Here is a 20,772-nt window from a genome sequence, read left to right as displayed (position 1 = left end):
TCTCTCCCCCAGCCTCACTGTGTTCGGCAGCCCCTCGTCAGAGGGGGCTCAAGTCTAGAAAAGGAAATTCCTATGGCAGGAACCAACCCGCGCGCCGCACGTATTGCGGCCTTGATTCAGCGTGTCGTCGCCTCCTCCATTGAGCGCGAACTGCATGACAAGCGACTCGCCAGCATCACCGTCACCGAAGTTCGTGTGACCAACGATTTGCAGATCGCCAAGGTCTACTGGACCCAGCTCGGCCACGAAGGCCATGAGGAAGGCGAACGCAAGCGCGCCCAGCAGGCCCTCGATCAGGCCAAGGGCCACCTGCGTTCTCTGGTGGGCCACAAGGCTGGCCTGCGCCTGACTCCGCAGCTCCAATTCGTGTTCGATGAAGTGCCCGGCGAGGCTCACGAGATCGAAGACATTCTCGCCGTGGCCAAGAAGCGTGACGAAGAACTCGCCCGCGCCCGCGCCACCGCCCAGTACGCCGGCGACGCCGATCCGTACAAGCACGACGACGAGCCCAACGACGACTTCGAAGACGACTCTGACGACTTCGACGAGGAATCCAATCCCGACAACGAGTAGTTCCCTCTGACCTCCCTCTGACGAGGGAGGTGTCTCGGCTGTGCCAAGACGGAGGGAGAGACCATACCGAAGGCATGCAACACAAGGGAACACCACATATGCCTCAAACAACCCCCAGCGGCCTACTCATCATCGACAAGCCGCAAGGCGTGACCAGTTTCGACGCCGTTGCCGCCGTACGCGGCGCGTTGCACATCAAGAAGGTCGGTCACGCCGGCACCCTTGACCCCATGGCCACTGGCACGCTGGTCATCGCCTTCGGCCACGCCACGCGACTGCTCAACGCCATCGTGGCGCATGACAAAACCTACGAGGCCACCATACGCCTCGGCCTGCGCACCACTACCGACGATGCCGAAGGTGAGGTGCTTGTCGATGATGAAGCCCGCTCCCGCTGGCAAACGCTGTCAGCGCAGCTGACCGAGGGCGGCCAGAGCGGCGAACCAACGGCGCTACCAACTGCCTCATGGCAAGATCTGCTCACTCGCACCATCGCCACCAATTTCACCGGCGATATAGAACAAGTTCCCAATACGTTCTCCGCCATCAAAATCAACGGCCAGCGTGCCTACGACTTGGCTCGCGAAGGCAAGGAGGTGGAACTCAAACCTCGCCCGGTGACCATCAGCGAATTCACTGTGCTGGATATCCGCAGCGGATTCGTAGCAGGGGAGCAGGCCGCTGAACCATTGAGGGAAGACGCGAACACGGGAGCGATTCCCGCACTTGATGTTGACGTGCGGGTCAGCTGTTCATCGGGCACCTATATCCGCGCGCTCGCCCGCGACCTCGGCAATGAACTTGGCGTCGGCGGATACCTGACCCGTTTGCGCCGTACGCGAGTCGGCCGATTCGCGTTGCCGGACGATGCCAGCGGACTTATCGCTCCTGAGGCGATGCTTGACACGCGAACCCATACCGTCACCGCACATACCGATCAGAAGACGTTCACTAATCGGGAAGGGCAAACCGTCACGCGCAACAAGTGCGTATTGGACACTCCTGAAGGTCTTGCCGGTGACGAGCGCCGCAACTGGCTGCTTGACCATGCCCTCACCATGGAACAGGCCGCTCGAGGTGCGATGCCGGCGCTTGACATCACTCCTGAGGAGGCCAGCGAATTACGCTTCGGCCGCCGTATCGAGCGTGCGATCAGCGAGCCCACTGCCGCCATTGTGCCGCAAACGCATGATGTGGCGGCGATTATCGAGCGTGCCAACGCTCATCAGGCCAAGCCGGTCACCGTATTCCCCCTCGCGTAAAGTGGACGCGGTGAAAAGTGCAGCTTGATACAGGCCGCGCACAACAACGCCTATATTGCACGAATAACATCGTACGGATAAAAGGAACAGCACACTGATGGATATCACGCACCTGACCCCTGACGCCGAAGGCTCGATTGAATGGCCCTCGTTCAGTAACGACAAGAAGGCCGTGGTGACATTGGGCGCATTTGATGGCATGCACTTGGGTCATCAGGCGGTGATCAAGCGCGTGGTGGAACTCGCGCACCAGCATGGTGCTTTTTCCGTGGTGATTCTGTTTGACCCGCGCCCCGCATTCGTGCACGGCTGGGCCGCCTCGCACCATGGCGAGGAACCTGCGGCGCAGAATGTGGATGCCGAAGCGTTGACCAGTGTGGATGATCGACTGCACCGCATGGAACAGTTCGGCGTGGACCATGTGCTGGTCGTGCACTACACGCTGGCCTTCGCAGCCATGTCATACATTTTTTTCCTTGGCCGACTCACCGGCAAGCTGGGCATGCGTACGTTGGTCCTCGGGCAGGATGCCGCCATGGGCAAGGGACGAGAAGGTGATGTGAAGCATATCGCCAATCTTGCCGTCGCCACCGGTGTATTCGAACTTGACGTGGTCGATGACCGTGGCCCGGGCGAAGTGCGTATTCCGCGCGATTTCAAGCCGGAAGCCCCGAGCGGATGGGGAGAGCCCGTCGACCCGCTGGCCAATGCCACCAAGGCCGAGCGCCGTGCATGGAGCAAGAAGAACCAGGCCAAGGCAATGCGCGCATGGAGCTCCACCAATGTGCGTTACCTGCTGGCTCATGGCCGAATCCAAGATGCCAACGCCATTCTGGGTGCTCCGCACGCCATCGAAGGCGAAGTGGTGCACGGTGAGGAGCGCGGCCGCACCATCGGATTCCCCACCGCCAATCTTGGCTCCGACATTGCAGGCTACATTCCGGTCGACGGCGTCTATGCCGGTTGGCTGGTAGATGGTGAAAACCGTTGGCCCGCCGCCATCTCCATTGGCACCAAACCCACCTTCAGCGAGAAAACAGGACTCAACGAACGCGTAGTGGAGGCCTACTGCATCACCGATGAGTGGATTGATCTGTACGGCCATAAGGTTCGCGTTGAATTCATCGGTTTCCTGCGCCCGCAGGTCAAGTTTGATGGCCCCGACCAACTCGTTGACGAACTCAAGCGCAACGTCGAAGAGACCAAGCGTCTTACCGCCTGAGGCATATCTCAGGGCTATTTACGCACTCCCAAGGCGTCTAATGCGTCGGACAATGTGTTGGACTCCACCAGCCGAAGTCCCTCGACATGCACTGGCTTGCGCAGAGGAGGAATGACCGCCGTCGTAAAGCCAAGGCGCGCGGCCTCGCGAAGGCGATATTCCATACGCGGTACCGGGCGCACCTGACCGGTCAGGGAAATTTCCCCGATGGCACACGTGGCTCGAGCAATGGGTTTTGACGTGGCGGCGCTCGCCAGTGCCGCCACTATCGCCAAGTCGGAACCGGGCTCCTTGGCCTGGCCTCCGGCAATAGTGGAGATATACAGGTCGTTGGACAGCAGGTTGAGCTTGCTGTGGCGGTAGAGCACCGCGACCAGCATGGCGATACGGCTGGGGTCCACGCCATTGACCGCACGTCGAGGTGTGGGCAGCACTGACGTGGTGACCAGAGCCTGTACTTCGATAGGCAGACTGCGATGCCCCTCCAATGTGAACGTCACACAGGTGCCTTCCACGGGTGCCGCGTTGGCCGCATCAGGGCCGTCTCCAGACAGGAACAATCCGGCGGGATCGGTGACCTCTTCGATGCCCTCACCGCTCATGTCGAAACAGCCGACTTCATCGGTCGGACCAAAACGATTCTTCACCGCTCGCAGCATTCTCAGCGCAGTCTCGCTGTCGCCTTCGAATTGACAGACCACATCGACCAGATGCTCCAATGTGCGCGGGCCTGCAATCGAACCGTCCTTGGTCACATGACCAACCAGAAATACTGGAATGTCAAGTGTCTTAGCGGTATCTATCAGCGCGCTTGCCACTTCGCGCACCTGAGTCGAACCGCCGGAAATGCCATCGACCTCCTGCGAGACGATGGTTTGCGCCGAATCCACAATGGCCAAGGCCGGCTTGTTCTGTTCGATCAGCCCCAATACTGTGGACAGGTCGGTGGTGGAGGCCAGTAACAAGTTCGGCTCCACCGCGTTGATGCGGGAAGCGCGCAAACGAACCTGCGCCTGTGATTCCTCGCCGGAAATGTACAGCACGGTGTTGGCGTGCGTTGATGCTGTGTTGTCCTGTGTCGACACCGTGTTTGATGTGCCGCCCTGCGCCCGGCTCGACTGTTGGTCAGACCGCTGACCTGCCCCTCGGAACGTACTGTCCACCGCCACAACGCGCGCGATATTGCCGGCCGTCTGCAACAGCAATGTCGACTTGCCGATACCCGGTTCGCCCGCTATCAGCGTCACTGAACCCGGCACCACGCCACCGCCGAGCACACGGTCGAATTCGGAAAATCCGGTACCGAGCCGCTCGACGCTTTCCGTGCCCACTTCGGTAATCGGACGGGCTGCAGATCTGGCGTTGTTGGCAACCGTAACCGACTGCGTGCGTGATGTTCGGCCGGGAGCGGCCGTACGAGAGCCTGCCGCCGGCCGAGCCTCGTGAAATTCCTCGACCGTGCCCCACTGACCACACTCGGGGCAACGGCCGTACCACTTCGGCCCGTTCCAACCGCATTCGGAACATACATACTGCACACTTGATTTCGCCATGGTCTCACCCTAACCCAAACACCAGCGGACGGTAAATTTTTACCGTTCGTAAGAGTTTCACGCGGCTTGCGCACAACGACTAAGATTACGGCCGCCTAGCGTCACGCGGCTGTGAGAGAATCGGGGCATGACTAATAGTGAGAACTCCTCGACCACACAATCCCATGGCAAGTTGATTGCAGTGGTGGTTGCCGCAGCTGTTGTGATTATCCTGGCAGTGCTTTCGGCCTTTGTGTGGCCGGGTTGGGCCATCCAGAAGAATGATGGCACCTCCACTACCACCCAAAACAGCCAGCAGAAAACCGAATCATCCGAGCCGACCAAGCCGACTATCGACGCCACAGCTTTGCCGGATGATGCCAGTGAGCTGTTGAAGGCCATGCCGGACAGCGTGCTGAATTACGCGCGTACCAAGGCGGTTGCCTCCACGACGTGGAATTCCGCGTCGCCGCTCGAGGGGTACACTCTGACCTACTCCACTGGTGATGCCGCCAAGGATGTCACGCTGGTCGCCGCGCAGTGGTCGTCGGCGGACAATGCCAAGACCCAGTACGATGCGTTGGTCGCTGCGCAGACCGGCGATGAGTCGGCATCCGGCAACGTCAAGGTTTCCGGCAACGTCACGGGCGCGTACGTGGTGAAGGCCGATGCCTCCAACAGCAAGAACGCCGTTGCCATCTGGCAGAACGATACCGTGGTCTTCCAAGCTACCGGTACCAAGGAAGCGGTCGATCGCTTCTATCAGAAGTTCCCGATGTAGTATCTAATATCGGCTGTCAGCTGCTGCACAAACTTATGAACGTTGGGGCACCCGCATTGCTGATGTGGATGCCTCAACTGCGTTCAGGGCATATGCGGACTATCGGCAACATACTGGTTCCCTCTGTCTGGCAACACGTGTATCATAGTGCGAGTTGCAACTTTTACGATTAATCGAAATGGAGGCTTCAGATGGGTTCTGTCATCAAGAAGCGCCGCAAGCGGATGAGCAAGAAGAAGCACCGCAAACTGCTGCGTAAGACCCGCCACCAGCGTAAGTAGTCTTACCTGCAATCATGGCATTAGAAACCCTGTGATCGTTATGGTCGCGGGATTTCTCTTTTTGCTTGGCTCTTTGCCTTGTTCGGGCAACAGTAAAGCCCGCGCCTGCGATGTGCAGATGCGGGCTTGGAAAAGCTTAGTGATGTGAGACAATCACTTGTTGGCGTTGGTCATCACGCGCGGGCCGTTCGGGTCGCCGACGATGACCTTGTCGACCATGTTGAGGAACAGGCCGTGCTCCACCACGCCGACCGTGTTGATCAGGTCTTCGGCCAGCTCCTGCGGGTGATCGATGCGCTCCAGGTGCAGGTCCACCACGAAGTTGTTCTCGTCGGTGCGCACTTCCTTGCCGTCGGCGTCAAGACGAAGCACCGGCTTGTAGCCGCAGGCCTCGAACTTCTTGATGACGTGGCCAGCGCCGAACGGAATGACCTCGACCGGCAGCGGGAACTTGCCGATGGTGTCCACAACCTTGGACTCGTCCACAATCCACACGATCTGGTTGGAGTTGGTGGCCACGATCTTCTCCCACAGCAGAGCAGCGCCGCCGCCCTTGATGCCGTTGAAGTTCTTGTCGACTTCGTCGGCACCGTCAATGGTCACGTCGATGTGGTCCACGTCGTCGATGTCCACGATCTTGATGCCGTAGCTCTCGGCCTGGGCCTGCGTGCGGCGGGAAGTGGTCACGCCAGTGAACTCAAGACCTTCCTCCTGATGACGGCGGCCGAGCTCGTCCACCAGGAACTTCACGGTCGAACCAGTGCCGAGGCCTGCGATCATGCCGTTTTCAACGAGCTTGGCGGCTTCGATGCCGGCCGCCTTCTTCAGCGCATCCTGCTGTGCCTTATCCATGGTTTCTCCTTTGCCATCCTTGCCTCCGCCGCACGGATCAACGGCGTGAAGCCTTATCTCCTATCCTAACGCGAATGAGCGATTTTGTGCCATCGTGTCCGATTGCGGTACATATTCGTGTGTTTGGGTGTTAGTGTCGTATGAATGGTGCGTTGGTGATGGTCAGGTTGCCGTCGCCGTCCACATAGCCTTCGATTTCGATGCTGCCTTTGATCGGCATCGGCTGCCCGTTGAAATACGGGCTCGTTTTCGGCGCGGGGGAGAAGGTCAGCGTACCGGATACCGTCAGCCCACTGGGCTTTGCGGGGTGTACGGGGTGCGCTGATTGTACAGGGTGCGCTGATTGTGCCGCTAAGGGGGACGAAGACTTGGTCTCTGGCCTTGTGACATCCGTCGGATCCGTCGCCGCAGCCGGTTTGCGCAAACTTGCCGCATCTGCCTTGCCGTCCAATACCAACTGCACGTCTGGAGGCACATCGGTGCCATGTGCGTATTCGGAGCCCAGCAGCGACTGCCAGCCTTCAATCGGCAGATAGCCATCGCGCGCACCTGAACGGCAATCGCCCGCATAGGTGCGTGCCAGTTCATCGACCAACTCATTGCCCTCGTTGCCGGCGTGACCTTTGACCCATCGGAAATCCACCGGGCCAGGGCGTTGCGAGATTTCACGGTCGATCGCCTGAATAAGCTCTTTGTTCTTCACAGGCTTTTTCTGCGAATTTCTCCAGCCGTTCTTCTTCCAGCCTTTGACCCACTTGGTCGAGCAATTGATGGCGTACTGTGAATCCGACTCGATGAGCAATGGCTCGGGGCCCGGATGCGCTCGCAAAGCTTCCAACACTGCGCACAGTTCGCCAATCTGGTTGGTGCCGTTGGTCGCGCCGCCGGCGTCGTAGCCGTGGTCGTCGTGCTTATGGCCGGGCTTGCCGCCGGTGTTCGGCTCATGATCGGCCCAGGCCCAGCCCATTGGCCCGTTTGGATTCCCTAATGCGGAACCGTCTGTGGATACTGTGATAGTCATGTTCTCCACCCTAACGCAAGCTGTGCAATCTCTTGCTGAAGTGGGGTTGCCCAGTGCGAGGCAAAACAACGTAGTGAAGAGTGTGAATAACATCACACCTACTGACTTTGCTTGAAAAACATGCCATCGCGCGTGAATAGTGAGCGCCCACAAGAAAAACAAGACATTTCCTCTCTGCGGGTGAGGTCGGCGACAATGGTGCATCCGGTATCTGAAATGAGAATAAGGGACTGTGCAAAACCAGTGACGGCAACGTCGAAATCCTCAAACCAGAGGCGGACAGCGATGGTTCGACCTCCACGGCCGCATCCAAGGGCACCATGCTTATCGCAGACAACGCCAAAACCGTGGCACTCGGTTCAGACGGCGTGGCCTTGGCTTCGGGCCTGCCACTCGGTCTTGGCTGGTTCATCCGACGCCGCTTGGGATTGGAGGCCTCCGACATTCTGGACCGTAAGCTCGGCTTGAAGTAACGGCTGGTTCGGATGTAATTGCTGTCACGTACGTATCATGACAACAGCGCGAAGGTCCTCATCGGTTTACATCGATGAGGACCTTCGCGCGCATTAGGGGAGTCTGTTGCGGGTCGCGCTACGCGGGTCATGCTGCGCGGGCGTGCTATGCGGACAAACTACGCGAACAAGTCGTTCAGTGCCTCGGCAATCGTCGGATGCGTGAACACCATATCGCGCAACGTGCTGGCCGGCGCGTCAAGATCCATCGCCAACTTGACGATATTGATCACCTCGTGCGACTCGGCGGAAAGCAGCATCGCACCCAGAATGCGGCCAGTATTGCGTTCCACAATCGCCTTCATCAGACCATCCGGTCGCCGCATTACCTGGGCCTTCGGCACAGCGGCCACCGGCAATCGCTTGACCACATAATCCAATCCGGCCGCCTTCGCCTCGCGCTCATTCAATCCCACGCGAGAGTAAGGCGTGGCGAGGAATGTGCTCGACGGCACATGCTTGCGGTCCTTCACCGTGTACGGACGGGCGGAACCATTGAGCTGCGACCACACCACGCGATAGTCGTCCAGTGAAATGTACGTGTGCTGCGGGCCGCCGTTCACATCGCCCAGAGCCCAAATGTCGGCTGCTGTGGTGCGCAGAAGCTCGTCGACTTTCACAGCACCGCGTTCGGTGAGCTCCACGCCAGCCGCCTCAAGATGCAGTCCCTCGACGTTCGGCGTACGTCCGGTGGCCACCAGTACCGCGTCGGTGGTCAGGCAGAATCGGGCTTCAGCCGGTTCGGCGAACCGCGGCTCGCCATCGTCTGATGGTTTCGTTTGAACGTGTGACATCGTGGCGTGATCGGTCGGGTTGCTAGTGGGGCTGGTGGTTGTTGCAGTGTCGGTGGTGCCGGTGGCGTCGGTGGCACCGGTGATATCGGTATGAGCGTTCCCGGTGCCGGCGGGGGTGGAATCGCAAGCTTGCGATGCACCGCGAGTCATACCCTTCACCGCAACGGACAACCTGACGCCGCCGTCAGCAGCAGGCGCGATGGCCTTGGTATCCGCGTTGAACAGGAACTTGACGCCCTGCGCTTCCAGCTGTGCGCGAATCGCGGCCGCCACATCCGCATCCTCGCGCGGCAGGAACTCGGCATTGTGCTGCAGCACGGTAACCGCCGTGCCGAAATCGGCAAACATCGAGGCAAACTCAAGTCCAATGAATCCTGAACCGATAATCACCAGTCGCTGCGGCATATCGTCGAGATCCATCAGTCCAGTGCTGGTGTAGACGCCGGGCGTAGTGCGGATACCGGGAATATCCGGAATGCGCGGCGTGGCACCGGTATTGATGAAGATCTTGCTGGCGGTCACGGCGACCGGGCCCTCAGCGGTGGCGATTTCCACGCTATGAGGGCCGGTGAAGTGAGCGCGGCCGGTGATTACGGTGATGTTGTCTTGGTCGGCGAGCTTGTGATAGTTCTTGTCGCGCAGCATCGAAGTGACGCGGCGCTTCTCCTTGATAGCAGCCTCGAACGCTGCTTCGCGGGTTTCGGGAGTACTGTTCGCGCCATCCCGCCGCGCCTGTTCGGCGGACAAAATCAGTGACTTGGACGGCAAGCATCCGATATTGATGCAGGTGCCGCCGTACATGTTGGCGCTTGCCTCGGCGACGACGACCTTGCGGCCGGCTGCGCTGAGCTTGGCGGCCAAGGTTTTGCCGCCCTTGCCGAATCCGATGATCAGGGCGTCGGTGGTGATAGTGGGGGAGGTGCTGGGCATGCTGATGGTGTCGGGCGTGCTGATGGCATTGGGTGTGCTGGTGGACATGGTTACTTCCTTACGTATTCGAGTGGTAAGAGTGTGTTGTGCTGATGTGTTGTGCGCCGTGCTGTGCCGATTTTCTTCTTTGACTGCCGAAGCGTTGTCGACTGATGCTGGCTAGGGGAGATGCGCGGGATTATTCGCCTTTGTGCTCGCTGAATATCTGTTCGGTGATGTCGTGGATGGTGGTGTGTTCGAGTTGTTCGAGGCAAGTGCGGTTGAGCCCGGCATAGATGTCATCCATCACTGCGCCCATTGAAGATGACACCAAGCAATCCTCTTGTACGTCGCCCGGTGTCCAGTTCACTTCCACAAAAGTGGTGCCGGTGGCTTCCGCTACCGCGCGCAAAGTGATTTCGGCGGCGGGCCGGGCCAGAGCGTACCCGCCTTCAGCACCCTGTTTAGTGGCGATGAGTCCGGCTGAGGCGAGCGGTCGCATTACTTTGCGCACGCGCGCCGCATTGGTGCATATGTTTTCGGCCAGGATATGACTGGGCAGGTGTGTGGCGCGATGGTCAAGGTAGACCAATGCGTGCACTGCCAGTGAATGGTCGCCGTTCATGAAACGACCTCCTTGCCGAGTCGATACTGTAACTATAATGTGTACAGTTATGATACTGTAATCATATCAGATGCAGTTAGTGTGTCAAATCAGGGTTGAAGAGGTGGATAACTATGTGTATAAGTGAGGTGTCTACATGGTTATCCACAATAGATGTGCGTAAGTGAAGCTAGGACCACATACCTCGGATCGGCTTCCGTTTCCGCACCCACTACCCATATGGTGGTGTCATGAACAGCATGACCGACGGCATCACCAACTATGGAGCTCTGCCAGACTCTATGTACGATCCGCCTCCGGAAGAATCGGAGGCAGTTTTTGTTCCGCCCGAATTTGCGGGGTCATTTTCTGCTGACTCGAAATACCCGACTTCTCGCGACTCGTCATCGCCAAACAGTGGTGCACATGATTCTGCGGCGGCACTGACCATGAGCGAAAGCCTTGCTCAGCGCAAACGCGACATGGTCGCACGCTGCACTGAGGAAGCGAAACGGGCGGGCAAGAAGCTGCTTTTCGGCATGACCACTTCCCTCGCTCTGCAATCCGTACCGATTCCCGCCGATTGCGACCTCGACTCGGCCAAGCTGCACACTGTATCCAGCGTTAAGAGCAAGCGGTTTCGTACACGCCATGCACCACTGCAAACGCATATTTGGAAACATGCGGCTAAAGCCGCCAATGTGGAAATGAACCAACACGTGTTTGCGCTGGACCTGTTTCACGTATGGGCTCAACTTGCCCCGTATGTTTCTTTTGAGTCTCTGATTGTGCTCGGGGATGCCGTCATCACTGCTACGAGCAAACAGCCGGTATTGGCTAAGGATCGTGATGCTGCTGCAATCTATCAGGATCTGGTGAAGTTCGTGGAGCAATTTACCCGATTCAGAGGGCGCCCGTCCTGCGTTCGAGCATTGCCTCTGATATCACCTGGTGCTGATTCGCCCAAAGAATCAGAAGAACGACTCTCTCTGGTAGCGCATGGGATTCCACAGCCGGTTGCGAACTATGTGGTGCCGGACGCGGCTTTTGCATCTGGAGCTCCCATAACGTTGGACTTAGCGTGGCCAGAGTTCAAGGTCGCTGTTGAATATGATGGCGATCATCATCGTACGAGTAAGACTCAATGGCGCCGTGACCAAGAGAAAAGGGGTGTGCTGGTCGGGCGGAGATGGCTGGTCTTCGTCGCCACGGCGGCAAGTATCGCTAACGAGGATGCTCGTGCTGAATTCGCTTTCAACGTGGCGAGGGCGCTTGCTTCGCGCGGTGCCGTATTCGAGTTTCATGTAGTTGCCATGTCTCTTGAAGAGTTGGCGCAGAGCCTGCTGTGACCATGATGTTCGAAACGGACTGATGTAAAGGCAATATTTGTACGAGCTGTTGTTGTGGTGTGTGCTTGATATTGCATGCCGTTCGATTGCGATGCCTCGTAGTGATGGATTTCGTGAATGACTAGTGTTCGATTGTGGAGGGAAATGTGTCATAGTGGTCGATTGGGGGTGTTGTCGGTGCATTGAGCGTGGATTTGCGCCAATGGGTGTGGGACGCTACGCGTGTTTTGCCGATTTTTGCGTGGCGTCCCACGGCCCCTCGGGTAATGGCTGTGACGGGTGTGGCAGGAATGGCGTCTTTCCGGGGTTTCCAGTTTGAGTGTGTGGGATGGGGGAAATGTAAAACGATTGACTTAGCTGTTGTCCCACGCTTTTGTGGGATGGCAACTCTGGAATGGGCAAATTCGTCGTGGCGTCCCACAACGATGTTAAAACTCGACCATGATGCAAGCCGACCGAACGCTTCGGTGGTCATCTGGCCGCTGTGACCCCACAATGATGATGGGAAACTCGGTCATAATGTAGGCAGTCGAACGTTTCGCGGTCATATGGCCGTCCTGCCCTGCAGTGATGTTGAGAAAATGCAGTCATGGTGCATGAGGAGAACCGTTGACCTGCGTGTTTCAGTGGTCGAAAAAATAAGGCTCTGCAGTGGATTGTATGAATCCAATGCAGAGCCTTATTGGTTGCTGTGAACGCGACTAACGCAGCGATTTCACTCGCTCAGGGCCTTGTCGACCACGACGGTGGCCTCGTCGAGCACCTTGTCCAGAGCCTCGGGGGAGACGAAGGACTCGGCGTACACCTTGTAGATGTTCTCGGTACCGGAGGGACGGGCGGCGAACCAGTTGTCCTTGGTGGTGACCTTCAGACCGCCGATCTTGGCGTGGTTGCCCGGTGCCTCGGTCAGCTTGGCGTTGATGTCTTCGCCAGCCAGGGTGGAGGCGGTCACGTCGTCGCCGGACAGCTTGGCGAACTTGGCCTTCTGTTCCAGCGTGGTCGGGGTGTCGACGCGCTTGTACCAGGACTCGCCGAAGCGCTCGACCTGCTCCTGGTGAAGCTGGGCCGGGTTCTTGCCGGTCTTGGCGGTGATCTCAGCGGCCAGCAGGTCGGGGATCAGACCATCCTTATCGGTGGTCCATACGCGGCCGTCCTTGCGCAGGAAGCTCATGCCGGAGCTCTCCTCGCCGCCGAAGGCGACTTCGCCGCTGAACAGCGGGTCCACGAACCACTTGAAGCCCACCGGCACTTCGATGACCTTCGCGTCGATCGCCGCGGCCACGCGGTCGATCAGGGAAGAGGAGACCAGCGTCTTGCCCACGGCCGCACCCTCGGGCCAGCCCGGACGGTTGCCGCCGAACAGGTATTCCACACACACGGCGATGTAGTGGTTCGGGTTCATCACGCCCCAGTTCGGGCAGACGATGCCGTGACGGTCGGCGTCCGGGTCGGTGCCGCCGACCAGATCGTACTTGTCCCAAGCGCCGGCGTTGAGCTCGTCGACCAGGCCCTTCATGGCGTACGGGGAAGACGGGTCCATGCGGATCTTGCCGTCGTGGTCGATGGTCATGAAGCGCCAGGTCGGGTCGACCTCAGGACGCACCACGCCGATGTTCAGGCCGTACTTCTCGTTGATGAGCGGCCAGTAGTTCACGGAAGCGCCGCCGAGCGGATCGATGCCCAGACGCACGCCGGAGTTGCGGATCACGTCGAAGTCGATGACGTTCTCCAGGTCGTCCACGTAGTGCTCGCGGAAGTCGAAGCCCTCGACGTACTCGGACTTGATGGCCTCCTCGTAGGGCACACGCTTGATGGACTTGAAGTCGCCGAGCAGCTCGTTGGCGCGGGCGGCGATGGCGTTGGTGGTCTCGGCCGGAGCCGGGCCGCCGGTGACGGGGTCGTACTTGAAGCCGCCGTCGGTGGGCGGGTTGTGGGACGGCGTGACGACGATGCCGTCGGCGAGGCCCTCGCCTTCGAAGCGCTGGGTGCCGTCGGCCGCACGGTTGTGGGTCAGGATGGCCTGGGAGACCACCGGGGTGGGCACGAAGTCGTCACGGGAGTCGACGCGCACGTGCACGCCGTTGGCGACGAGCACCTCGATGGCGGTCTTCTTGGCCGGGCCGGACAGCGCGTGGGTGTCGGAGCCGAGGTACAGCGGGCCGGTGACGCCGGCCTTCTTGCGGTATTCGGCGATGGCCTGGGAGATGGCGATGATGTGGGCCTCGTTGAACGAGGTCTTCAGGGACGATCCGCGGTGGCCGGAGGTGCCGAAGATGACACGCTGCTCGGGGACTTCCGGATCGGGGACGAGGTCATAGTATTTGCCGATAACCTCATCGACATTAATCAGATCTGCTGGGGTGGCGGGCTGACCCGCATTGTTTGCTACCATACTTTCATTCTGCCACGTTTTTTGCCGTCTGGGGCAAGATTATGTTAAAAGTTGTCAACTTTTGTGCGAATAAGTGTATGGCGGTGGCGCGCATCTGGCACAAAGAGCCTAAGCGTGGGCTTGCGTGCCGTCTCATTGCGGATGCATCGTCCAAGAAAGACACGCCGGATGTTCATCGCCGATTAAAGCCTGTTCTTCCTTACTCTCGTCTTATGTTTCGAGGTATAGGCAGGCTCTGGCCATATGTGTGATTTGCCGGATTGTTTTCAGCTCGTTATAATCGCTGTTCAGTCAGTAATTAGCAGGGTTGTTACTCGAATGTTGAGGCAAGACCTGAGATGTTGGCGTAGTCATGTGTATTCATGATGGCGTCCACATCTCAGGTCTTTTCTGTTATTTGGCGTGACTGCCGGTTCCTGGAACGCAGATGCTCAGGAACAGGGTGGTTCCTCTGGTAGGCGCTGGCTTAACCGTGGAAAAGGAATGGAGTAAGAGATGTCGCATCAAGACGATATCAAGGCGATCGTCACTAGTGTCGGTGGCGCGGCCAACATCAAGTCGCTGACGCATTGCGCCACGCGACTGCGTTTTGAACTCAATGACGCCGGCAAGGTTGACAACGCCACGCTCGACGCCAACAAGCTCGTGCTGGGCGCCGTGCCGCAGTCCGGCGACCGATACCAGGTCGTTATCGGCGGTCAGGTCGCCTCCGTGTATGAGCAGATCATGCACCTGCCCGAGATGGCTGGTCTCGGCGCCGGCACCGTCGACGACAATGCCGATGAGCCGACCGATGCGGAGGTCAAGGCCGCCGCTCGTTCCAAGGCCCGCGGCAAGGTCGCATGGCTCGATAGCTTCTTCGAATACCTGGCCGACTCCTTCCGCCCGATTCTGGGTGTGTTGCTTGGCGCGTCCATCATCATCGCACTGGTCAACCTGTGCATTTCCCTGGGCTTGATTCCGAACGACACCGCCACCACTGGCCTGGTGTTCGTGCAGGCCATCTGGAAGGGTGTGTTCTACTTCCTGCCGATTATGGTCGCCTACAATGCCGCCAACAAGCTCAAAGTGGATCCGTGGCTGGGCGGCGCAATCATGGGCATGCTCATGACCCCGCAGTTCGCCTCCCTGGCTGACACCAAGACCTGGGGCGACGCCGTCAAGTGTGTGGAGAACACCACGCTGGGCACCTCCTCCTGCACCGCCACGGTGTTCGGCTTGCCGATGCAGCTGTCCGACTACTCCGGCAACGTGTTCGTGCCGCTGCTGATGGTCGCCGTGCTCGCGGTCGTGTACCACGGTCTGAAGAAGATCATTCCGGACAGCGTCCAGATGGTCTTCCTGCCCTTCTTCTCCATGATCATCGTCGGTGCGCTCACCGCTTTCATCATCGGACCTATCGGTGTGTGGGCCGGCAACGGCCTCGGCGCCGGACTCGCCTGGATGAACACACACGCTCCGTTCATCTTCGCCATCGCAATCCCGCTGCTGTACCCGTTCCTGGTGCCGCTGGGTCTGCACTGGCCGCTGAACGCTCTGATGATCATGAACATCAACACCCTGGGCTACGACTTCATTCAGGGCCCGATGGGCGTGTGGAACTTCGCCTGCTTCGGTGCCACTGCCGGTGTGCTGTTCCTCTCCATCCGTGACAAGGATAAGGACATGCGCCAGACCTCCGTCGGTGCTCTTGCCGCCGGCCTGCTCGGTGGCGTTTCCGAGCCGAGCCTTTACGGCATCCACCTGCGTTACAAGCTCATTTACTCCCGTATGCTGGTCGGCTGCGGCGTGGGCGGCGTCGTAATCGCCGTCATGGGCTGGCTCTTCCCGGCCACCGTCGCCTCCGGCGAGACCGTGCACGGCGTGACCACTACTGCATTCGCCTTCACCTCGCTGCTCACCGTGCCGGTGTTCAACCAGATGTGGGTTTACGGCGTCTCCATCGCAGTGTCGTTCTTCACCGCCATGATTATGATTATCATGCTTGACTACCGCACTCCGGAGCAGAAAGCCGAAGCCAAGGCCCGTGCCGCGGCTCAGTCCGCCAAGGCTGTGAACGGTGGTGACGCCACCACCGCTACCGCAACCGCCGCTGTTGCCGTTGCCGATGCTCCGGCTGCCGCTGCGACCGCCACTTCCGCCGTGTTCGCTCCGATTGCGGGCCACGTGGTATCCCTTGACGATGCCGGCGGTCCGGTGTTCGCTTCTCGTGCCCTCGGCGAGGGCGTGGGCATCGAGCCGGTTGACGGCACGGTTAAGGCTCCGGTGTCCGGTGTGCTGCAGACCGTTGCTGAGACTGGCCATGCGTTTGGTCTCAAGACCGACGATGGCATTGAAGTGCTGGTACACGTCGGCATTGATACGGTTAAGATGAATGGCAATGGTTTCGTGGTGAATGTGGCCAAGGGTGACCGAGTGAATGCCGGTGACCTGTTGGCGACTGTCGATCTCGACGAAGTCAAGAAGGCTGGATTCAGCACCACTACGCTGGTTACGGTACTGAACACCGCAGCGCTCAAGTCCGTTACTCCGAAGACGGATGTGAACGTCGCGGCCGGTGACGAAGTCATCGCCATCGAACAGTAATCATGGTCGGTTCGCAACCGTAACCTGAAGATCCCGAACGGAAGGGATGTCATGGAAATACTTCGCGTCTTCAATAACAACGTCGTCCTGGCGAAGGATCGGGGGCGCGAAGTCATCCTTACCGGCCGGGGTCTGGGGTTCAAGGCCAAGCCCGGCATGACAGTTGACGATGCCAAAGTGGCTCGTGTGTTCGTGCCGGCTCAAGGCCGTGACCCTGACCATATGGCCCAGTTGCTGGGCGATATTCCTCCTGAAATCATTCGTCTCATTTCCGAGACCATGGGTGAGATTGGCCTGAGTTCAGAGGCTGCACAAAGCTCGACGTTGGTCATGGCGCTCGCGGATCATGTGTGTGGTGCTTTACGCCGCGCCAAGAACGGCATTCCGCCTGTGCCGTATCCGCTGAACTCGGAAATTCGTTCGCTGTATGAGCGTGAATACCAGCAGGGCTGCGCACTGCTCGCCGCGCTGAACCGCAGATTGGACGATGCGCTGGATCCCAGCGAGAGCGTTGCTTTTGCGCTGCATTTTGTGAATGCCGGCTTCTCCACAGGCGACCTTTCTCCTACGTATATGATGACCGGCGTCATCCAACAGTTGCTCGCCGTCATCGAAAGCACCTATAACATCGAGCTGGATGAGCATTCGGTTAATGTCGGCCGTTTCATCACCCATCTTCGGTATTTGTTCGTGCGTATTCATCAGCATGAGCAGCTCAGCAGGGAGCCGGAGGCAATCATTCCCTCGATTATGAGCTCCTATGCAAAAGCCTCGAAATGCGCGAGACTTATCGCATCCCTTATTGAGCTGCGCCTCGATACCACGCTGACCGAAGACGAGGTTGCCTACCTGACATTGCATGTGGCACGAGTCACGGATCAAACGAATCAGAACCGTTCCTCGGATATTCCCGACCATCCGCGGCTGGCGCATATGAGCCAGTGAATCAGCGAATCGGCTCAAGTGTGCCGGTCATTTCGGCGAAATCCGAGGTGGCGTTCGAAGCGGCGGCCTGCGCGGTCTTTTCCAACGCGGAGGCGTCGGGCACGCGCACGATCAGCGCGCGGTGATCCACCGAGAAACGGATGTGGCGGGTTTCCGGCAGCATGTCGCCGTCCACTTGTGCCTTGGCCGGCTTCTCCAGCGTGATTTCGGCGCTGGTGCCCTGCACCTGCTCGATGGTCGAATTCGTGGACAGCGGGTTCTGCTCGGGCTTGCCGATGATCGTCTGGTGCACCACGTCGCCGAACAGGTTGGCCCAGCCGAGGATGCCGCCAGTGGTGTCGATGATTTCGAAGTCCAGCAGGCCGTCGTCATAGGAGGCCGCCGGCATCAGCGAGAACACGGGAATTTGGCCGCAGTTGCCGGCCATCACCGTGCGGAAATCGAGATTCTTGATGGTGTGGGTCGAGCCGTCGGCGCTGGTGACTGTCAGCGTGCCGCGGAACTTCGGCGCGAACAGGTTCTTCACGCCGCCCACGAAGTAGGCGAGCCAGCTGATGTTCGCCTTGAGCTCGGGGTTGGTGTCGTCGATCATGGCCGCGTCGAAACCGATGCCGGCGATGATGAGGAAGGCGTGGCCGTGGTCGTCCTCCGGGTGGTCGAGCAGGGTGAGACGGCCCATGTCCACCAGGCGGGAGCCGTGGGAGGTGGCCACGGTCAGCGCGGCGTCGATATCGTCCACGGGAACGCCCATATTGCGGGCAAACAGGTTGCCGGTGCCGATGGGGATGATGCCCAGCGCATGGCCGGTGCCGGAGACGGCGCTCGCCACCGTGCGCACCGTGCCGTCGCCGCCGACCGCGATCACTACGTCGGCGCCGTCCTCCAGCGCTTCAAGCGCGCAGACCCTGCCGTCCTTGTCAAGCTGGGTGTCGTAGAAGCGGATGCGATTGAGCCCCTTGGCTTCGCAGAACCTCTGGATATGCAGCCGGCGGGCTTCGGCCTGCGGTTTGGACGGATTCACGATGAAGGCGTACTGCACCTCGTCGTCCCGGCGCTTCTCCAGCGTCTGAGCCAGCTTGCGGCGGCGCTGCGCGCGCAGGGCGATGACGATGACGGCGATGAGCGCCGCCACAATGGCGATTGCGGCGATGATCAGAAACACGGTGAGGGCAGGCTGAGGCATGGCTCCTATTGTTATCGGTGGGGAGGTCGTTTACGGCCATGGTGCGCCGTACGTGAACATTTCCTGCACGCAACAGCCCCGTGGGGCGCAATCATGGTTCAATCGCGTCTCATCTGACGAAATTGGCCGGGTGGACCCGTCCGCGGACTTTCCCGGGCTTCCCTGTGATTTCCGCGTTACTCCCGCACATTCGGCCATTGTCGGTGTCTGCTTACGCGGCTAGTCTGGTGCCCATGCTTGATATTCAATTCATCCGTGAACACACCGATATCGTCAAGGAATCCCAGCGCAAGCGCGGCGAGTCCGTGGAACTCGTCGACGAAGTGCTCTCCTCCGACACCGCACGTCGTGAAGCGCTGAAGGCCTTCGAAGAGGCTCGTGCCCAGCAGAAGGAAATCGGCAAGAAGGTCGCCTCCGCCCCGGCGGACGAGAAGGCCAAGCTCATCGCCGAGACCAAGGAACTGTCCCAGACGGTCGCCGAATACAAGGCCAAGGCCGATTCCGCCGCCGAGGAATACACCACCGCCATGTGGAAGCTCTCCAACATCGTGGAGCCCGAAGCTCCCGAAGGCGGCGAGGACGACTACGTGGTCGTCAAGAAGGTCGGCCAGATCCGTGACTTCGCGGCCGAAGGCTTCGAGCCCAAGGACCACCTGACCCTCGGCACCGGCGTGGCCGGCATCGACATGCGCCGTGGCGTCAAGGTTGGCGGCTCCCGCTTCTACTTCCTGCGTGGCCAGGTGGCCCGTATGCAGATCGCCATGCTCACCATGGCCGTGGATCAGGCCGAGGAGCACGGCTTCACGCTGGCCATTACCCCGACGCTCGTGCGCCCCGAGGTCATGCGCGGCACCGGCTTCCTGAACTCCCACGCCGACGAGATCTACCGCCTGCGTGAGCCCGATGACCAGTACCTGGTCGGCACTTCCGAAGTGGCGCTTGCCGGCATGCACGAGAACGAGATTCTCGACCTCGGCAACGGCCCGCTGCGCTACTGCGGTTGGTCCTCCTGCTACCGCCGCGAGGCCGGTGCCGCAGGCAAGGACACCTCCGGCATCATCCGCGTCCACCAGTTCGACAAGGTGGAGATGTTCGTCTACGCCAAGCAGGAGGACTCCTACAAGGAGCACGAGCACCTGCTGGCCATGGAGCAGGAGATGCTCGCCAAGGTCGAGGTGCCCTACCGCATCATCGACACCGCCGCCGGCGACCTCGGCTCCTCCGCCGCCCGCAAGTTCGACTGCGAGGCTTGGGTCCCGACCCAGGGCCGCTACCGCGAGCTCACCTCCACCTCGAACTGCACCGAGTACCAGGCTCGCCGTCTGAACATCCGCGAGCGTATGGAAGACGGCGGCACCCGCCCGGTCTCCACCCTGAACGGCACGCTGGCCACCACCCGTTGGCTGGTCGCCATCATGGAGAACCACCAGCAGAAGGACGGCTCCATCGAGATTCCGCAGGCCATGCGCGCCTACATGGGCGGCAAGGAAGTCATCGAGCCGACGAAGTGGGAGGCCTGAGCAGATGATGGGGGAGTCCGCGCATGGACGCGGGCTTCCCCGGGCGCGCGAGTTGATGTCGACTCGCATGGTCGCCCGGCGTTCGCTGCGATGGCGGCGTGTTCCGTTCAGGTGACTGTTCGGCATGTTTCGCTATAATGGCTGATTGTGCCGTTGTGCACAACATAGGACAGATGTCTGAGCGGTCTAAAGAGACGGTCTTGAAAACCGTTGAGGGGCAACCCTCCGCGAGTTCGAATCTCGCTCTGTCCGCTTTGTGTGGCAAGGCCCCGGATTGCCCGGGGCTTTTTCATGTTCTCCCTGCGGTGCTCGTCGATGAGTCATGTGTTGGGCATCATGGATACGTCGGTTCTTCCGTCGAGGCTCGCGATAATTGTTAGTTAAGTTGACAATAAAGGAACGAAGGCATATATTAGCCATGAGCCGTCGCGGTGAAGTGTCGGCTCGCTACGAA

Annotated in this window: 17 protein-coding genes and 1 tRNA gene; 11 read left to right on the top strand and 7 right to left on the bottom strand. The window is 59.7% G+C overall.

What is annotated here, in order from left to right:
* The first annotated feature begins 72 nt into the window (after positions 1-72).
* The 3 genes from rbfA to ribF all read left to right on the top strand — a co-directional run bounded on the left by rbfA (position 73) and on the right by ribF (position 3,057).
* On the top strand, positions 73-573 hold the full coding sequence (gene rbfA / locus MMB48_RS09735) for a 30S ribosome-binding factor RbfA (protein ID WP_032745472.1): 501 nt from the start codon (positions 73-75) through the stop codon (positions 571-573).
* A gap of 98 nt (positions 574-671) precedes the next feature.
* Positions 672-1,835, top strand: a complete 1,164-nt coding sequence (locus MMB48_RS09730) for a tRNA pseudouridine synthase B (protein WP_032745470.1) — start codon at positions 672-674, stop codon at positions 1,833-1,835.
* A 97-nt stretch (positions 1,836-1,932) separates the two neighbouring features.
* Entirely contained in the window at positions 1,933-3,057 is a 1,125-nt protein-coding gene (gene ribF, locus MMB48_RS09725; protein WP_032745468.1) for a bifunctional riboflavin kinase/FMN adenylyltransferase, read from the top strand.
* A 14-nt stretch (positions 3,058-3,071) separates the two neighbouring features.
* Here ribF and MMB48_RS09720 read toward each other — a convergent pair whose 3' ends face one another.
* Positions 3,072-4,610, bottom strand: a complete 1,539-nt coding sequence (locus MMB48_RS09720; protein WP_032745467.1) for a DNA repair protein RadA — start codon at positions 4,608-4,610, stop codon at positions 3,072-3,074.
* A 127-nt stretch (positions 4,611-4,737) separates the two neighbouring features.
* Between MMB48_RS09720 and MMB48_RS09715 the strand changes: the two genes are divergently transcribed.
* Complete coding sequence (locus tag MMB48_RS09715; protein ID WP_012578452.1) at positions 4,738-5,370, top strand: hypothetical protein; 633 nt, start codon at positions 4,738-4,740, stop codon at positions 5,368-5,370.
* Between the two features lie 191 nt (positions 5,371-5,561).
* Positions 5,562-5,651: a 30S ribosomal protein bS22 gene (locus tag MMB48_RS09710; RefSeq protein WP_004268639.1), complete on the top strand. Its 90-nt coding sequence runs from the start codon at positions 5,562-5,564 to the stop codon at positions 5,649-5,651.
* A 153-nt stretch (positions 5,652-5,804) separates the two neighbouring features.
* Here MMB48_RS09710 and rpiA read toward each other — a convergent pair whose 3' ends face one another.
* Together rpiA and MMB48_RS09700 are read right to left on the bottom strand one after the other, a co-directional pair.
* Positions 5,805-6,503: a ribose-5-phosphate isomerase RpiA gene (gene rpiA / locus MMB48_RS09705; protein WP_012578451.1), complete on the bottom strand. Its 699-nt coding sequence runs from the start codon at positions 6,501-6,503 to the stop codon at positions 5,805-5,807.
* Positions 6,504-6,633: 130 nt separating this feature from the next.
* Complete coding sequence (locus MMB48_RS09700; protein WP_032745466.1) at positions 6,634-7,470, bottom strand: ribonuclease H family protein; 837 nt, start codon at positions 7,468-7,470, stop codon at positions 6,634-6,636.
* A 374-nt stretch (positions 7,471-7,844) separates the two neighbouring features.
* On the opposite strand from MMB48_RS09700, the gene MMB48_RS09695 reads away from it, so the two are divergent.
* Positions 7,845-7,997 carry a hypothetical protein gene (locus tag MMB48_RS09695; RefSeq protein WP_168928620.1) on the top strand — a complete coding sequence of 51 codons (153 nt, stop codon included), beginning with the start codon at positions 7,845-7,847 and terminating at the stop codon, positions 7,995-7,997.
* A gap of 158 nt (positions 7,998-8,155) precedes the next feature.
* Here the strand turns inward: MMB48_RS09695 and MMB48_RS09690 are convergent, their stop codons facing one another.
* On the bottom strand, positions 8,156-9,808 hold the full coding sequence (locus MMB48_RS09690; protein WP_080714940.1) for an FAD-dependent oxidoreductase: 1,653 nt from the start codon (positions 9,806-9,808) through the stop codon (positions 8,156-8,158).
* Between the two features lie 130 nt (positions 9,809-9,938).
* On the bottom strand, positions 9,939-10,364 hold the full coding sequence (locus tag MMB48_RS09685) for an RrF2 family transcriptional regulator (RefSeq protein WP_032745465.1): 426 nt from the start codon (positions 10,362-10,364) through the stop codon (positions 9,939-9,941).
* A gap of 230 nt (positions 10,365-10,594) precedes the next feature.
* Here MMB48_RS09685 and MMB48_RS09680 point away from each other — a divergent pair, with 230 nt between their 5' ends.
* Positions 10,595-11,692: a hypothetical protein gene (locus tag MMB48_RS09680; protein WP_012578446.1), complete on the top strand. Its 1,098-nt coding sequence runs from the start codon at positions 10,595-10,597 to the stop codon at positions 11,690-11,692.
* Between the two features lie 715 nt (positions 11,693-12,407).
* On the opposite strand, the gene pgm is transcribed toward MMB48_RS09680, so the two are convergent.
* On the bottom strand, positions 12,408-14,084 hold the full coding sequence (pgm, locus tag MMB48_RS09675; RefSeq protein WP_032745463.1) for a phosphoglucomutase (alpha-D-glucose-1,6-bisphosphate-dependent): 1,677 nt from the start codon (positions 14,082-14,084) through the stop codon (positions 12,408-12,410).
* A gap of 495 nt (positions 14,085-14,579) precedes the next feature.
* On the opposite strand from pgm, the gene MMB48_RS09670 reads away from it, so the two are divergent.
* Positions 14,580-16,670, top strand: a complete 2,091-nt coding sequence (locus MMB48_RS09670; RefSeq protein WP_032745462.1) for a glucose PTS transporter subunit IIA — start codon at positions 14,580-14,582, stop codon at positions 16,668-16,670.
* Positions 16,671-16,721: 51 nt separating this feature from the next.
* Complete coding sequence (locus MMB48_RS09665) at positions 16,722-17,615, top strand: PRD domain-containing protein (RefSeq protein WP_032745461.1); 894 nt, start codon at positions 16,722-16,724, stop codon at positions 17,613-17,615.
* 1 nt (position 17,616) lies between these two features.
* Here MMB48_RS09665 and MMB48_RS09660 read toward each other — a convergent pair whose 3' ends face one another.
* Complete coding sequence (locus MMB48_RS09660; protein WP_032745460.1) at positions 17,617-18,798, bottom strand: diacylglycerol/lipid kinase family protein; 1,182 nt, start codon at positions 18,796-18,798, stop codon at positions 17,617-17,619.
* A gap of 233 nt (positions 18,799-19,031) precedes the next feature.
* Between MMB48_RS09660 and serS the strand changes: the two genes are divergently transcribed.
* Both serS and MMB48_RS09650 read left to right on the top strand, forming a co-directional pair.
* Positions 19,032-20,318, top strand: coding sequence for a serine--tRNA ligase (serS, locus tag MMB48_RS09655; RefSeq protein ID WP_032745459.1), 1,287 nt, complete (start codon positions 19,032-19,034; stop codon positions 20,316-20,318).
* A gap of 167 nt (positions 20,319-20,485) precedes the next feature.
* Positions 20,486-20,570, top strand: a tRNA-Ser gene (locus tag MMB48_RS09650).
* Positions 20,571-20,772 lie beyond the last annotated feature (202 nt).

This window comes from Bifidobacterium sp. FKU, assembly GCF_026016385.1.
Taxonomy (GTDB): Bacteria; Actinomycetota; Actinomycetes; order Actinomycetales; family Bifidobacteriaceae; genus Bifidobacterium; species Bifidobacterium infantis.
This window is presented reverse-complemented; position numbering and strand designations above follow the sequence as displayed.

Excerpts from the sequence above, each read along its gene's own strand:
- MMB48_RS09715 (WP_012578452.1), top strand. The coding sequence starts at position 4,738 with ATGACTAATAGTGAGAACTCCTCGACCACACAATCCCATGGCAAGTTG.
- MMB48_RS09720 (WP_032745467.1), bottom strand. The coding sequence starts at position 4,610 with ATGGCGAAATCAAGTGTGCAGTATGTATGTTCCGAATGCGGTTGGAAC.
- MMB48_RS09665 (WP_032745461.1), top strand. The coding sequence starts at position 16,722 with ATGGAAATACTTCGCGTCTTCAATAACAACGTCGTCCTGGCGAAGGAT.
- MMB48_RS09695 (WP_168928620.1), top strand. The coding sequence starts at position 7,845 with ATGCTTATCGCAGACAACGCCAAAACCGTGGCACTCGGTTCAGACGGC.
- MMB48_RS09690 (WP_080714940.1), bottom strand. The coding sequence starts at position 9,808 with ATGTCCACCAGCACACCCAATGCCATCAGCACGCCCGACACCATCAGC.
- MMB48_RS09660 (WP_032745460.1), bottom strand. The coding sequence starts at position 18,798 with ATGCCTCAGCCTGCCCTCACCGTGTTTCTGATCATCGCCGCAATCGCC.
- serS (WP_032745459.1), top strand. The coding sequence starts at position 19,032 with ATGCTTGATATTCAATTCATCCGTGAACACACCGATATCGTCAAGGAA.
- MMB48_RS09680 (WP_012578446.1), top strand. The coding sequence starts at position 10,595 with ATGAACAGCATGACCGACGGCATCACCAACTATGGAGCTCTGCCAGAC.
- ribF (WP_032745468.1), top strand. The coding sequence starts at position 1,933 with ATGGATATCACGCACCTGACCCCTGACGCCGAAGGCTCGATTGAATGG.
- MMB48_RS09730 (WP_032745470.1), top strand. The coding sequence starts at position 672 with ATGCCTCAAACAACCCCCAGCGGCCTACTCATCATCGACAAGCCGCAA.
- rpiA (WP_012578451.1), bottom strand. The coding sequence starts at position 6,503 with ATGGATAAGGCACAGCAGGATGCGCTGAAGAAGGCGGCCGGCATCGAA.
- MMB48_RS09700 (WP_032745466.1), bottom strand. The coding sequence starts at position 7,470 with ATGGGCTGGGCCTGGGCCGATCATGAGCCGAACACCGGCGGCAAGCCC.
- MMB48_RS09710 (WP_004268639.1), top strand. The coding sequence starts at position 5,562 with ATGGGTTCTGTCATCAAGAAGCGCCGCAAGCGGATGAGCAAGAAGAAG.
- MMB48_RS09670 (WP_032745462.1), top strand. The coding sequence starts at position 14,580 with ATGTCGCATCAAGACGATATCAAGGCGATCGTCACTAGTGTCGGTGGC.
- pgm (WP_032745463.1), bottom strand. The coding sequence starts at position 14,084 with ATGGTAGCAAACAATGCGGGTCAGCCCGCCACCCCAGCAGATCTGATT.
- rbfA (WP_032745472.1), top strand. The coding sequence starts at position 73 with ATGGCAGGAACCAACCCGCGCGCCGCACGTATTGCGGCCTTGATTCAG.
- MMB48_RS09685 (WP_032745465.1), bottom strand. The coding sequence starts at position 10,364 with ATGAACGGCGACCATTCACTGGCAGTGCACGCATTGGTCTACCTTGAC.